The organism is Caballeronia sp. ATUFL_F2_KS9A, from assembly GCF_023630765.1.
GTDB lineage: Bacteria > Pseudomonadota > Gammaproteobacteria > Burkholderiales > Burkholderiaceae > Caballeronia > Caballeronia zhejiangensis.
In genome coordinates this window covers 1-12,324 of the sequence record NZ_JALQEK010000034.1, presented here as the reverse complement: position 1 = coordinate 12,324, position 12,324 = coordinate 1, and the positions used below count along the sequence as shown (strand labels likewise).

Below are 12,324 nucleotides of genomic sequence, written 5' to 3'. Positions count from 1 at the left end.
GCGATGCGAAGAAGGGTCTGGCGTCGCTGTGCATCGGCGGCGGCATGGGTGTCGCGCTGGCGGTGGAACGTCCGTAACGAATGCAGTACGACGGCGCCGCGCGCGCGTCCCGACGCGTCATCAAAACAATATCAGCGTTGGGCAAGATGGCCGCGTCGGCGCCATTCCGAGATTCATTAACCTGAGAGAAATGACGAGGAGTATCAGCATGACTAAGCGAATCGCAGTGGTGACGGGCGGCATGGGCGGTCTGGGCGAAGCAATCAGCATGAAGCTGCACGACGCGGGTTACGCGGTCGTCGTGACGCATTCGCCGGGCAACGCGAAAGTCGGCGAATGGCTTGCGAGCATGGACCGCCAGGGCTACAACTTCCGCGCGTATGGCGTGGACGTCGCCGATTACGATTCCGCCCAGCACTGCGTGGCGAAGATCCAGGCTGAAGTCGGCCCGATCGATATCCTCGTGAACAACGCCGGTATCACCCAGGACACGACCTTCAAGAAGATGACGAAGGTGAACTGGGATTCCGTGCTGCGCACCAACCTCGACTCGGTTTTCAACATGACGAAGCCGGTCTGCGAAGAGATGGTGTCGCGCGGCTTTGGCCGCATCATCAACATTTCGTCGGTGAACGGCTCGAAAGGTCAGATCGGCCAGACGAACTATTCGGCGGCGAAGGCGGGCATGCACGGCTTCACGAAGTCGCTCGCGCTCGAAGTCGCGAAGAAGGGCGTGACGGTGAACACGATTTCGCCGGGCTACCTCGCGACCAAGATGGTGACGGCGATTCCGCAGGAAATCCTCGACACGAAGATTCTTCCGCAGATTCCGGCGGGCCGTCTCGGCAAGCCCGAGGAAGTCGCGGCGCTCGTCGCGTTCCTGTGCTCCGATGACGCGGGCTTCGTCACCGGCTCGAACATCGCGATCAACGGCGGCCAGCACATGAGCTGATGTCCGCGAGCGGCGCGTGTGTCAGCGCGCGCCGCTTCGTGTTCGCATCGAATCGATCTTCATCTGAAACACCCGTGCCATGCACAACGTCAGCGCGCGCGCACTCCTTTATAGCGTCGGTCATCTCGATTCGGCGATCGAACATCTCGAGCAAGTGCTGAGCCTCGAAGGCGCGAACTCGCTCTTCTCCAAGACATACTGGCGCGGACGCGTCGTGCAGGCGCTTTCCACACCGGGACTCGCGCCGTCGCAGCATTCGCGCCTGCAACGCCTGCTGGATCGCATCGCTCAGGCCTGAGCGGAGCAACAAAGCGCGCACGCGGTCGACCGTGAAAACGCGCGCAGGCAAGGCCCGCGCCGCCGCTTGTCCGGCCCCGTCGTGCAGCGTCATTCCTCTGATCCGTGAAGAAATTCGCGTCCGCTTGTACCATTCGGCCGTGTCTCAAATTCACGGTTCGCCAGCATGTTCTCTTACATCAGATCGATGATTTCGACGCCGCGCAGGTTCGGCGCGTTCGGCGCGCTCGCGCTCGCGTGTCTGCTCGCGGCCTGCGGCACGACGAACGGCGTCACGGCCGGCGCGCAGCCCAACACCTACACCGTCACCGGCAAGGCGACGGGCACGCGCATGTCGTGGGTGACGGCGCGCAACGCGGCGATGGACGCCGCCTCCGAATACTGCAAGCAGCGCGCGCAACGCGTCGCGATCCGGTCGGAAGCGACGAGCGGCGTGCGCTCGCTTCAAGAGCAGACATCGACCGTATCGTTCAGCTGCGTGCCGGAGACCGACGCGCGCGGCTGAGCAATTCATCCGACGACATCACGGCCGCGTACTTCTGCGCCATATCGAAAAGGTTGGCGTCATGCGGCGCGAGCGCGCGATCGCCGACGCAATCGGATAGCACCACGGGACGAAAGCCGCACTGCATCGCATCGACGACGCTTGCGCGCACGCAGCCGCTCGTCACCGCGCCCGCGACGGCGAGCGTGGTGACGCCGCGCATGGTGAGCCACGCGGCGAGCGACGTGCCGAAGAACGCCGACGGCACGTTCTTGCGCACGACGAGCTCGCCGTCTTCCGGCGCGAGTTGCGGCACGATCGCGCTGTCGTGCGCGTGCTCTTTCAGCGTCAGCATGCCGGGGACTTTGAGCGAGAAGATGTTGGCATCGGCGTCGTCATCGGCATAGACAATGCGGCTATGCGCAATCGGCCAGCGCAACTCACGCGCCGCGCGCAGCAGCGGCACCGTGCGCTCGATCGCCTGCGCGATGTTGCCGCCGCCGAACACGTCCGGATTGGCGAAACCGTTCACGAAGTCGACGATCAACAGTCCGATGCGGCCTTCGATGCGAAGGTCGTTGCCGAAACCTTGCCGCTGATAAACCTCGTCGTTCATGACGTTTCCTCGATGGTTCTGCCTTCGCGCACGACGTCCACGCCGTCGAGCGAGACGGTGCAGCGGCGCAAGGGGATGTCGATATGGCAAGCCGTCGTGCGCTTGCCGCCGCCTTCGTTGTTCGGGCCGAGCGAGAACAGGAAGTTGCCGTCGAACGCGCGGGCGTCCATGCCGAGCGTCGCCTCGCGATCGTAGAGACCGAGCGTCGACCAGTGCGCGCGCTTTTGCAGGCCCCAGCCGATGTGCGAGATCGCGAAGGCTTCGGGGTCGTCGAACGAGAGCATGTATTCGCGCAGGAGATCGGCATCGACGCCGCCTTCGATGTGGCGCGCGTAGCCGCCTTCGACGGTCAGCACGACCGGTTCCGTGCAATAGCTCTTCTGCGGCAGAAGGATGTCGCCGCGATCGATCACGATGCGCCCGTTCGCGCCGCCTTCGTTGGGAAAGGTGAGCGCGAAACCGCTCGGCCAATGATCCCAGCGGCCGGGTTCATCGACGAAACCATATTCGGCGATGGCCGGAAACTCGCCGAGCGGACAGCGCAGATCGGTGCCCGCTTTCGATGTGACGCGCATCTCGCGCGCCTGTTCGATGCGCTTCGCGGCGGCGAGCACGCGCCTTCTGTCGTCGAGCGACGGCGTCATGCGAACGAGCACTTCGGGCGGTTCGACGGCGAGCAGGATCTTCGTGCCCGACGCGAGAATGTCGTGTTGCTCGGGCGAAAAAAGCAGCGTCATCAGATCGAGCACGAGATCGCTTGCCTTGAGGGCCGCGATGGCCGCGCGGTTTCCGGTGAGCGGCGTTTCGCCGAGATAGGCGAGGGCGTCGCGGCTCAGCGCCTTCTCGCCGTTGACGGGCGGAAGATCGAGCCGGTTGACGATGGCGCCCATCGATTGCGTCGCAATCAAGGCGCAGGCGAGCGTTTGCGGATGCGTTGCGGCGCCGGTGAGTATCGTCACGGTCTGGCCTGCTTTCAGGCGCGACAGCGTGAGCACCTCTTTCCACGCTTGAATCAGTTGATGGTCGCTGATTGGCATGATGTGTCGCCTACGTTTCAGGTGAGTGTTGCGCCGAAGAACGAACCGAGCGCGCGATAGAAGCCTTGTTCGTCGTCCCACGGGATCATGTGGCCTGCGTTCGGCACTTTCACGACTTCGAGTTGCGGCATCAGATCGCGCATTTCTGCGATGTCTTCATCGCGGATCACGTCGCCGCGGCCGGCTGACATCAGCAGCGTGGGTTGCGTGACGTGCGGCATGTCGGCGTGGATGTCGTCCGTATGGAAGCCTTCGAAGCTCGCGCGGATCGCGCGTTCATCGCAGGTGTGCAGCCATTGCGCGCGCAGGCGCAGTTGCTCGTCGGTCCACGTCGGGCAGAACGCGCGCATGCCTTCTACGTCGATGCCTTTGCGTGCGAGCGCGATCGAATCGATGTACCACGCGAGTTGCGCGGGGTAGGCGCGACGGCCCGGGCCGGACACGGGCGGATCGATGAGCGCGAGTCGCGCGATGGACTTTGTTTGCCGTGCGGCGCGCAGGGCGATGCGTGCGCCCATCGAATGGCCGAGCACGTTGGCTTGCTTTAGGCCGATCGCTTCGATGAACGCGATGAGATCGGCGGTTTGCGCGTCGAGACTGTAATCGAGCGTCGATGAGGCTTCGGAGAGGCCGCGGCCGCGGACGTCAAGCACGTAGGTATCGAAGTGGCGGGCTAGCGTTTCGGCGACGAACCCCCAGGTGATGGCCGGGCTCGTGATGCCGGGGATTAGCACGATGGCATCGTGGGTTGTTTGCGGCCCGCCGTAGCGCAGATAGTGTTGGCGGATGCCGTTTGCGTTGATGTTTGCGCCGTAGAGTAGGGTCGATTTCATCGTGTGTCTTTCTCGTTTACTTCCGTTTTCGCCGGATCCCGTTGTCGTGGCGGTCTATTAGCACTGCCCCTGTGCGGGGCGGCACTCACTTTCTTTGCTGCTGCAAAGAAAGTAAGCAAAGAAAGCAGCTACTGATACGCCCGCGGTCACACGCAATTTGGGTAGTCCTCTCGTCCATCGTGGGCTGCCTAAAGAGTGCCCTCATAGGCCCGACCGGGCTTGGATCGCGCACGGTCTGCCACATCGCACCACACAACAAGCTGGTTCAGCACCAAATAGCTCCAGCCCGCTTCGCGGCCGACCGGTCAATCGGGGATGCATGTGCTTCTCTACTAACGTATCCATCTCTCCGCAAGTGCCGCACGTTGGTTTCCCTTGCATACCCGGCGGCAGCGCGTAGCGCTGTGCCGAAGCTCTTTCGTGCTGAACCAGCGCGCTCAACGTTTTCGGGCGGCGGACCGTGCGCGAGCCAAGCCCCGTTATTGTGATGAGGGCACTCTTTAGGCGAGTGCCGCCTGGGACGAGAGGACTACCCAAATTGCGTGTGACCGCGGGCCTGAAAAGCTGCTTTCTTTGCCTACTTTCTTTGCAGCAGCAAAGAAAGTAGGTGCCGCCCCGCACAGGGGCAACGCTAATAGACCGACGCGAAAACGGGATCCGGCGAAGAAAAAAAAATCAATAAGCCCCAGACAATAAAGCCCCGGCCCCGGGCACAACCCGCTTGAGCCCAAGCTGAGACAACATCGCAAAAGTAGTAGCGATTGCAGCAGTCACGACGGGCTTCCCGGTCAACGCCTCGACCATCGGCACAACGGATAAAGACGGCATCTGCACGCAAGCGGAGAGAACGACGACATCAGCGTCCTGATAGCGCATCGACTGCACGATAGCGGGCAGAAGAACCGGATCATGCCGCGCCACATCGAGATTGTCGGGAATCTCGAGCGCGCGATAGTCGATGACATCGAACCCTTCGCTTCGAATATAGTCGACCACAAGCTCAGTCAGCGCCTTCATATAAGGCGCCACCACGACGACGCGTCTCGCCTTCATCACCTTCAACGCATCGACCAAAGCACCAGCGCTCGTCACAACCGGCGCCTCGCCGCCATTCGCAGCCGTATGCCGAGTCAAACGCGCCTGCGATACGCGGTGATAACCGCGCCCCATCGCCATGATCGCGACGAGACACGCATAACCCAGCACATCGACGCGCGCATCGGAAAGCTCGACGGCGCAGCGGTCCGACTCCGCATCCATCGCGGCGAGCTCTTCCTTCACGACCTTCTTCATCCGCATGCGGCTCGAATGAAAGGTGAAACGCTCCGGTTCGATGGATTGACGCGCAGTCAGCATCGCCGGAATTTCGGTTTCCATCGTCGTATTCGAACTCGGGACGATCTGCCCGATGCGATAAACCTTTCCCGGCATCTCAAACCTCCGCTGAAACGTTGGACACAGCCGCGCGCGGCGCGAAATCCGTTGCGTTGTACGCATAGACCCAGTTGGCCTGAATGCCCGACGCCTGCGGATTCAGATACGACTTGAACTTGTAGATGAGATCGCGCTTTCTCTGCGCGAACGCGCTCGGCAAGTGATACGTGCGGCCCCGCTCGCGCGATTCGAGTTGCACGCGGCTCGTGCGCGGCAGACGCTCGGCCTCGTAGTCGTGTAATGCGTGCGCGATGTCCGTGCCATGCGCCGCGAGCGATTGCGCGAGCACGTAGCCATCTTCGATTGCCATCGCCGCGCCTTGCGAGAGAAACGGCAACATCGGATGCGCGGCGTCGCCGAGCAATGTGACGTTGCCACGCGACCACGTCCGCATCGGATCGCGATCGAACAAGCCCCATTTGAAGACCGATTCCGCGCGCTCGAAAAGACGCTGCAAATTCGGATGCCAGCCTTCGAACGCGTCGAGCAATTCCTCACGGCTCGACTTCGCGTTCCACGATTCCTCGACCCAGCTCTGCGTCTCCGCGACCGCGACGATGTTCACCGCCGCGCCGCCACGCACGTAATACGTGACGACATGCGCGTGCGGCCCGAGCCAGAACGACGAATCCGGACTCACGAATTCGGGCGTCTCATCGAAGGGCACGACGGCGCGGAAGCACATGTTGCCCGTGAAGCGCGGCGCTTCGTCGCCGAAGAGCTTCGAGCGCACGATGGAACGCACGCCGTCGGCGCCGACGATCACGTCCGCTTCGAATTCGCTCCCATCGTCGAAGACGGCGACGGCGGCGTCCCTCTCCTGCCGAATGTCGATGCAACTCGTCGACAGACGCGCGGCATCGGCGGGCACGAGCGTCGTCAGCAGGCGATGCAGATCCGCGCGATGCACGTGATAGAACGGCGCGCCATACAGCTTCGGGCATTCCGAAGCGAGCGGAATGCGGAAGTTCTCGCGCGCGGTCTCCCAGTTGCGCCCGACAATCGCTTGCGGCACGAACGCGACATCGCGCAGCGCATCGCCGATGCCGAGCGCCTGCAGCACCTTCACCGCATTGGGCGTCATCTGGATGCCCGCGCCGACATCGCCGAAAACGCCCGCGCGCTCGAAAAGCCGCACCTCGATGCCGTGCCGCGCGAGCGCGCCGGTCAATGCGACCCCGCCGATTCCGCCGCCGACAACGCCGACGCGAAGTGTTCTGCTCATGATCTCGTCCTTCCGAAGATTGAGTCGTATGGATTGATGTCGATATTATATGGCCGTATAAATAAATGCAACGGCAATGACGATGCTCGTGACGGCGTGATAGGCTGCGCCCATTTCGCGGCGACCGTCCGCATACGACAAGGAAGAGTCAGGCTTTGATCAAGGCGATTTTGTGGGACATGGACGGCACGCTCGCGGAAAGCGAGTCGCTGCATCTGAAGACGTTGATCGCTGCGCTCGCGCGGCACGGCGTGGAGGCGGGCGAGGAGATGCATCCGCTCGTCTTCGGCAAGACGGGGCGCGAGGTGCATGCGCTGTGTCGTGAGCGCTTCGGCTTGACGGTCGACTTCGCGGATTGGTCGATGTTTCGCGCGCGGACGTATCTGGAGAATGCGGCCGCGCTCGTGCCGCGTCCCGGCGCGCTGGAGGTGTATCGCGCCGCGAAGGCCGCGGGCATCACGCAGGCGATCGTGTCGAATGCATCGCGCATGCTGCTCGAAGCGAATCTGCGTGCGCTCGGTATCGAAGAGCCTTCGCTCGTGAGCATCAGCGTCAACGATGTTCGCAACGGCAAGCCGAGTCCCGAGCCGTACGAGCGCGCGGCGTGGCTCTTGCGGCTCACGCCCGAGGAAGTGATCGCAGTCGAGGACAGTCCGACCGGCGCGCGTGCCGCCATCGCGGCGCATATGCGCGTTCTGGCATGGCCTTTCGACGATGAAGGCGCCGCGCTTTTCCCCAGGGAAGCGCAGGTCGTGCGCTCGCCGCGCGAGTTGGCAGAGGCGCTGGGTCTCGATCCCGCGGCGCTTTGACGGCTTGCGTCAGTTGCGCGCAGCGAGATCGTTGAGCACGATCTTGTGGATGTTCGAGGCGTGCACCCATTCTCGCGCCTGACGCTCGACCAGATCCGTGAACGCGGGCGGTCCGCTGCAGTAGATTTGCGTGCAAGCGCGCGTCGGACTCATGGTGAAGGCGCTTTCCTGTGCGAAGAGATCATCGGTCAGGTCCAGATGATGGTAGATCTTGCCGTGCTCGCGCAGTGCGTCGAATTCATCGACGAACATCGCGTGGTCGGCCGCTCGCGCGAAGTGGTGCACTTCGAACTGCCTGCCCGCCGACGCGAGCCGCTTCGCGATTCCGACGATCGACGCGGCGCCGGATTCACCGCAATAAAGAATGGATCGCACGCGCTCTTTGAGCACGTCGCGTTCGATGACCGGAATCAGGTTGTCGCGCATATCTTCTCCAATAGGACCGGCATCCTCCGCGAACGGAAGATGAGGCAGTGTATGGATCGAATGGGATGGCCAAACCCGGCGGTGATCGTCGGGGCAGGCTCGCAGTCAGAGTAGGGTGGACCGCAGCCGCCGACAAGCCGCCATGACGGAATACCAGTCATACGGCCGCGCCGATAAGGAAACCGCCTGTTTTAAGGGCTCAAAACGCAACGAGCGACCACTGTGGGTCGCTCGTTGATCGTTGGGTCAGTTAAACGGGGTGACTATGCCCCGCGCAATTACATCGGGTGGGTCGCAACGAAGTTCTTGTACGACCAGTAAGCGGGCTTCGTCGTCTGACCGTCGGACTTCATCAGCCCGAAGTTGCCTTCGTTGTCGTCATAGAGCTCGAACGCCTGGATCGACTGGATGTTGTACTTCGATGCGACGCTCTGGTACTGCGCCATCATCATGCTGCCGACCATGTAGTTCGCGATCTGCTGATCCGTGCCGTAGTTCGGACGCACGCCGAATTCGCTGAGCCACACCGGCTTGCCGAACGAATGGAGAACGCCGAGCATGTCGTAACAACCCGTGCCGCCACATGCGCGCGTCATGTTGCCCTGATCCGAATACCAGTGCCATGCGGTGATGTCCCAGCTAACCGTCGGGTGGCCGCGGGTGCCGTCCGGCTGCGAGCCGTCCATCAGCATTTGGAAGAACGCGTAGTGCAGCCACGTTCCGTTGACGACAATCTTCGCCGTGCTGTCCTTCGACTTCACGCCGGCGATGAGACCGCGGATCACGCCGCGCGCGACGACGTAGGGCTGATTCTTGTAATGCGTCCAGCTCGTGCCGTCGACGTTGCCGTTCAGCGCCGTCGCTTCGAGTTCGTTGCCGACTTCGTAGTACTTGTACTTGTACGTGCTCGCGACTTGCGCGCCGAGCGTGTAGGCCGCGTTGTACGCATCCTGTTCGTTGCTGAAGCCGGTGCCGAGCAGGATCACGGGATACACGGTCACGCCGCTCGCCGCCATCGTCTGCGCCATCTTCGCGATGACCTTCGCCGACGCCAGGTTGTATACGTCGTTACGATAGATCGTCGCGCCGATGTCCTTCAGTTGCGCGAGCTGCGTCGCCACGGGCGTCGAGTCGTACGCGCCGCCGTTCGTGTTGCGGCCGTTCGCGCCGTAGAAGATCGACGTGCTCGTTGCCGCTTTCGCCGTCGATTCCGGAGCGGCGGCGCTCTTGGCAGTCGCGTCGTCGAACGCGGTTTCACCGCCGCCGCCGCACGCGGCGAGCAGCACGCTCGTAAGCGCTGCCGTGGCGATCGCTGCGGCCTTGCGAGCCGAGAAAACGTTGAAGTTACGAAGCGAGGTCTGGTTAAGGTTCGTCATTGTGTTTAGTGGTACTAATGTACTTGCGTAAGGCTCGTAAAACCCAGAATGCTGCCCGGACCTCTTCAGTGATTCACGATGCCACTCGGAAACGTGGCGATCGTCTGATCCCTTTGTCGTCGAAATGACACTCGTTAGTCATCCAAACTACATGCTCAGGACAGACTGTTTGCTCGACGCCGAAGTTAGGCGCTAAAGGACAGACTGAACGGCACGGATTCACTGCTGGGTCCATTGCGCGATGCAGCAGGCGCTCTGGATGGCTGAGTCGAGCAAACGATTGCGTTCGCTCTCGTGGGCCTTACGAAATGACAAACCTGCTCAGTTCGAAGGCATCGTCGTCGGATAGGTAACGTTTGCGCGTTTGCAGTCAAACTTGCCGAATCGTTTCGGAGTTCTTCCGCTACCTCGGCAACCGTTGCCGAAACCTGATCAACGGCTGCAAGGTTATCGTCTTATGAGATGAATGTAAACGTCTGTCACAGTAAAAAAATCTGCTGCGGCGTTGCGGTGGCAGAAAAACTTACTTCTTCGGAATCGAGTTTGGAGTCAGTAAATTCTCCCGACGGCTCTGACGGCCTTTGTTATCAGGCGGTACAGACTTCCCGGCGCTCTCTTTCGATGTTGCATCGCGGAAGCGTCGGGCCGAGATTCGACTGCTGCGTCGATGTGTACGTGGTCGAATTCCGATAGATGGCACTCGACGGCGGAAGAATGACCGTTTCTCCAGTGCGCCTGTGATTCGCGCAAAACTCGACGGATTCGTCCATGATCGTGCGCAGGCCGAAGAGCGCGCGTTCGACCTTCAGCTCGAACCGCGTGAGCGCATACTTGAGATCGGTATCGCAGCGCGTTCTGTTGTATCGTTCATCAAGCTCCCGATGATGGGTTCGCATCGCGAGCAGCGGTGCGAGAGGGCGGTTCCGTTTCTTCATCGCGCGCATTCTGACCGTTGACCTGTATCAAGCTCGACGCACGCGCCGGCCGGACGACGACCCGACGCCGCAGGCACCATAACGCTTATCCATAACGCCACTGTCTTTTCAGAGGGAGATGAACGTGCGAGCTGCCGACATCATGACGACATCGATCGTTTCCGCCAGTCCCGATATGTCCGTGCGCCAGGCCGCGGGCACGATGGTATTCGCCGGCATCAGCGGCATGCCTGTGATCGACGAGGAGGGCAACCTGCTCGGCATCGTCACCGAGGGCGACCTGATGCATCGCGCGGAGATCGGGACCGGCGTCAAGCAGCGTGCGTGGTGGCTCGAACTCGTTGCATCGACGCGCGAACTGGCGAGCCAGTATGTCAAGGAGCACGCGCGCAAGGTCAGCGACGTGATGACCACCGACGTCGCGACCGTGAGCGAAACATGCCCCGTCGCCGACATCGCCGAGCTGCTTGAACGCAAGCGCATCAAGCGCGTGCCGGTGCTGCGCGACGGCAAGGTGGTCGGCGTGGTGAGCCGCGCAAATCTGATTCGCGCGCTCGTCACGATGGCGCCCGAGTTGCCCGTCGATGCCGATATCACCGATCACTCGATCCGCGAGGCGGTCATCGCGGCGATGTCGGGCCATCCGTGGGCGCTCGCTCGCGAGAACGTCATCGTCGAAAACGGGACCGTGCATCTGTGGATGACGGTCACGAACGACGACGAAGCGAAGGCCGTTCGCGTCGCGGCCGAAAACGCGCCGGGCGTGAAGGAAGTCGTCACGCACGTCGGCCCGCCGAGGGTGTAGCAGCGTCTCTTCAGATGAAGCTGGCGCCGCCGTTCACCGGAATCGTCTGTCCGGTGATGAACGCGTTGCCGATTAGCGTCATCACGACGTCCGCGACTTCGTCCGCTTCTCCGAGCCGCCCGACGGGCAGCCGCTCCGCAACGTTCGACGCCTTGAGCGGTTCGGCCATTTCGGTGTCGATCGGTCCGGGCGCGACGGCGTTGACGGTGATGCCATCGCGCGCGAGCCGTGCGGCGTAACCGCGCGTCAGACCTTCGAGGCCCGCCTTCGATGCGTTGTAGTGAACGCCCACCAAACCCGGCCCGCGCGCCGCCGCCGACGACAGATTGACGATGCGTCCCCAGCGCCGCGCGCGCATGCCGTGGAGCACGGCTTGCGTGCAGAGAAACGCCGACTTCAGATTGACGGCGAGCGTGCGGTCGAACTCGGCTTCCGTGAGATCGTCGATATCGATCATCGTCGCCGTGCCCGCGTTGTTCACCAAGATGTCGATGTGGCCGAGGCGTTGAACGATGTCGTCGATCATCGCGGTGACGTCGTTGCCTGTCGACACGTCGGCGCGTACCGCGATCGCGCGATTGCCGCCGCGCTCGATTTCCGCGACCACGCCGGTGGCCTCGTTTTCGCGCTGCCGATAGTTCACCGCTACCGATGCACCGGATGCGCCGAGAGCGAGCGAAATCGCGCGACCGATGCCGCGTGAGCCGCCCGTCACGAGCGCGACGCGGCCGTTCAGATCGAGAGTGTGAGAGGGCATGGCGCGATCCTTCGTCGTGGGTCAGAAGGGCCCAGTTTGCGCGCGTCGTGATGATTTCGCTGATCGCGATGCGATCGATGATCGGGTATCGCGGATACGCGCGAGGCGCTTACGGCAAGTAAAGGAAAAAACCGATGCCGGGTTAAGAGCATCGGTTCTTCCTTGCGCCATGCTGCCAGGTTACCGGCCGCCGTGGCCTCCGCCGCCACCGTGACCGCCACCGCCGCCGTGACCGCCGCCGTTGCCGCCGCCGCCGTTGCCGCCACTGCCGTTGCCGCCACCACCGTGACCGCCGCCGCCGTTGCCGCCACCGCCGTTGCCGCCACCACCGTTGCCGC

General features: G+C 62.5%; 15 protein-coding genes. 5 read left to right on the top strand and 10 right to left on the bottom strand.

Going from position 1 to position 12,324, the window contains the following annotated elements; all coding sequences use genetic code 11:
* Window positions 1-208: 208 nt before the first annotated feature.
* The 3 genes from phbB to NCS67_RS24170 all read left to right on the top strand — a co-directional run bounded on the left by phbB (window position 209) and on the right by NCS67_RS24170 (window position 1,754).
* Window positions 209-952, top strand: a complete 744-nt coding sequence (phbB, locus tag NCS67_RS24180) for an acetoacetyl-CoA reductase (RefSeq protein ID WP_008349175.1) — start codon at window positions 209-211, stop codon at window positions 950-952.
* A gap of 79 nt (window positions 953-1,031) precedes the next feature.
* A complete protein-coding gene (locus tag NCS67_RS24175) occupies window positions 1,032-1,250 on the top strand; it encodes a hypothetical protein (RefSeq protein WP_008349174.1) in 219 nt (72 codons plus the stop codon).
* A 165-nt stretch (window positions 1,251-1,415) separates the two neighbouring features.
* Window positions 1,416-1,754 carry a hypothetical protein gene (locus NCS67_RS24170; protein ID WP_250436942.1) on the top strand — a complete coding sequence of 113 codons (339 nt, stop codon included), beginning with the start codon at window positions 1,416-1,418 and terminating at the stop codon, window positions 1,752-1,754.
* Here NCS67_RS24170 and NCS67_RS24165 read toward each other — a convergent pair.
* The 5 genes from NCS67_RS24165 to NCS67_RS24145 form a co-directional block, all read right to left on the bottom strand.
* Window positions 1,720-2,349 (bottom strand): isochorismatase family protein, encoded by a 630-nt coding sequence (locus NCS67_RS24165; protein WP_250436941.1) that lies wholly within the window; start codon window positions 2,347-2,349, stop codon window positions 1,720-1,722. The two genes, NCS67_RS24170 and NCS67_RS24165, sit on opposite strands and share 35 nt — an antisense overlap.
* Window positions 2,346-3,386: a 2,5-dihydroxypyridine 5,6-dioxygenase NicX family protein gene (locus NCS67_RS24160; RefSeq protein WP_008349171.1), complete on the bottom strand. Its 1,041-nt coding sequence runs from the start codon at window positions 3,384-3,386 to the stop codon at window positions 2,346-2,348. Before NCS67_RS24160 ends, NCS67_RS24165 begins: the two co-directional genes overlap by 4 nt.
* A 17-nt stretch (window positions 3,387-3,403) precedes the next feature.
* The gene (locus NCS67_RS24155) at window positions 3,404-4,219 is read right to left on the bottom strand and encodes an alpha/beta fold hydrolase (protein WP_250436940.1); all 816 of its coding nucleotides are present in this window, start codon (window positions 4,217-4,219) and stop codon (window positions 3,404-3,406) included.
* Window positions 4,220-4,894: 675 nt separating this feature from the next.
* The gene (locus NCS67_RS24150; protein ID WP_284504150.1) at window positions 4,895-5,650 is read right to left on the bottom strand and encodes a maleate cis-trans isomerase family protein; all 756 of its coding nucleotides are present in this window, start codon (window positions 5,648-5,650) and stop codon (window positions 4,895-4,897) included.
* A 1-nt stretch (window position 5,651) separates the two neighbouring features.
* Window positions 5,652-6,878: an FAD-dependent monooxygenase gene (locus NCS67_RS24145; protein ID WP_250436938.1), complete on the bottom strand. Its 1,227-nt coding sequence runs from the start codon at window positions 6,876-6,878 to the stop codon at window positions 5,652-5,654.
* A gap of 155 nt (window positions 6,879-7,033) precedes the next feature.
* On the opposite strand from NCS67_RS24145, the gene NCS67_RS24140 reads away from it, so the two are divergent.
* Window positions 7,034-7,687 carry an HAD family hydrolase gene (locus NCS67_RS24140; protein WP_250436937.1) on the top strand — a complete coding sequence of 218 codons (654 nt, stop codon included), beginning with the start codon at window positions 7,034-7,036 and terminating at the stop codon, window positions 7,685-7,687.
* Between the two features lie 9 nt (window positions 7,688-7,696).
* Here NCS67_RS24140 and NCS67_RS24135 read toward each other — a convergent pair whose 3' ends face one another.
* From NCS67_RS24135 to NCS67_RS24125, 3 genes are all read right to left on the bottom strand, one after another.
* Complete coding sequence (locus NCS67_RS24135; RefSeq protein WP_008349165.1) at window positions 7,697-8,113, bottom strand: ferredoxin reductase domain-containing protein; 417 nt, start codon at window positions 8,111-8,113, stop codon at window positions 7,697-7,699.
* Between the two features lie 278 nt (window positions 8,114-8,391).
* Complete coding sequence (locus tag NCS67_RS24130) at window positions 8,392-9,489, bottom strand: glycosyl hydrolase (RefSeq protein ID WP_175982103.1); 1,098 nt, start codon at window positions 9,487-9,489, stop codon at window positions 8,392-8,394.
* A gap of 587 nt (window positions 9,490-10,076) precedes the next feature.
* On the bottom strand, window positions 10,077-10,424 hold the full coding sequence (locus NCS67_RS24125) for a hypothetical protein (protein ID WP_250436936.1): 348 nt from the start codon (window positions 10,422-10,424) through the stop codon (window positions 10,077-10,079).
* A gap of 118 nt (window positions 10,425-10,542) precedes the next feature.
* Here NCS67_RS24125 and NCS67_RS24120 point away from each other — a divergent pair, with 118 nt between their 5' ends.
* Window positions 10,543-11,229 carry a CBS domain-containing protein gene (locus NCS67_RS24120; RefSeq protein ID WP_008349162.1) on the top strand — a complete coding sequence of 229 codons (687 nt, stop codon included), beginning with the start codon at window positions 10,543-10,545 and terminating at the stop codon, window positions 11,227-11,229.
* A gap of 10 nt (window positions 11,230-11,239) precedes the next feature.
* On the opposite strand, the gene NCS67_RS24115 is transcribed toward NCS67_RS24120, so the two are convergent.
* Window positions 11,240-11,986, bottom strand: coding sequence for an SDR family NAD(P)-dependent oxidoreductase (locus NCS67_RS24115; protein WP_008349161.1), 747 nt, complete (start codon window positions 11,984-11,986; stop codon window positions 11,240-11,242).
* Window positions 11,962-12,324: hypothetical protein (locus NCS67_RS24110; RefSeq protein WP_250436944.1), on the bottom strand; the 363-nt coding region annotated here is incomplete at its 5' end. The genes NCS67_RS24115 and NCS67_RS24110, both read right to left, overlap by 25 nt.

Excerpts from the sequence above, each read along its gene's own strand:
- phbB (WP_008349175.1), top strand. The coding sequence starts at position 209 with ATGACTAAGCGAATCGCAGTGGTGACGGGCGGCATGGGCGGTCTGGGC.
- NCS67_RS24175 (WP_008349174.1), top strand. The coding sequence starts at position 1,032 with ATGCACAACGTCAGCGCGCGCGCACTCCTTTATAGCGTCGGTCATCTC.
- NCS67_RS24170 (WP_250436942.1), top strand. The coding sequence starts at position 1,416 with ATGTTCTCTTACATCAGATCGATGATTTCGACGCCGCGCAGGTTCGGC.
- NCS67_RS24165 (WP_250436941.1), bottom strand. The coding sequence starts at position 2,349 with ATGAACGACGAGGTTTATCAGCGGCAAGGTTTCGGCAACGACCTTCGC.
- NCS67_RS24160 (WP_008349171.1), bottom strand. The coding sequence starts at position 3,386 with ATGCCAATCAGCGACCATCAACTGATTCAAGCGTGGAAAGAGGTGCTC.
- NCS67_RS24155 (WP_250436940.1), bottom strand. The coding sequence starts at position 4,219 with ATGAAATCGACCCTACTCTACGGCGCAAACATCAACGCAAACGGCATC.
- NCS67_RS24150 (WP_284504150.1), bottom strand. The coding sequence starts at position 5,650 with ATGCCGGGAAAGGTTTATCGCATCGGGCAGATCGTCCCGAGTTCGAAT.
- NCS67_RS24145 (WP_250436938.1), bottom strand. The coding sequence starts at position 6,878 with ATGAGCAGAACACTTCGCGTCGGCGTTGTCGGCGGCGGAATCGGCGGG.
- NCS67_RS24135 (WP_008349165.1), bottom strand. The coding sequence starts at position 8,113 with ATGCGCGACAACCTGATTCCGGTCATCGAACGCGACGTGCTCAAAGAG.
- NCS67_RS24130 (WP_175982103.1), bottom strand. The coding sequence starts at position 9,489 with ATGACGAACCTTAACCAGACCTCGCTTCGTAACTTCAACGTTTTCTCG.
- NCS67_RS24125 (WP_250436936.1), bottom strand. The coding sequence starts at position 10,424 with ATGAAGAAACGGAACCGCCCTCTCGCACCGCTGCTCGCGATGCGAACC.
- NCS67_RS24120 (WP_008349162.1), top strand. The coding sequence starts at position 10,543 with ATGAACGTGCGAGCTGCCGACATCATGACGACATCGATCGTTTCCGCC.
- NCS67_RS24115 (WP_008349161.1), bottom strand. The coding sequence starts at position 11,986 with ATGCCCTCTCACACTCTCGATCTGAACGGCCGCGTCGCGCTCGTGACG.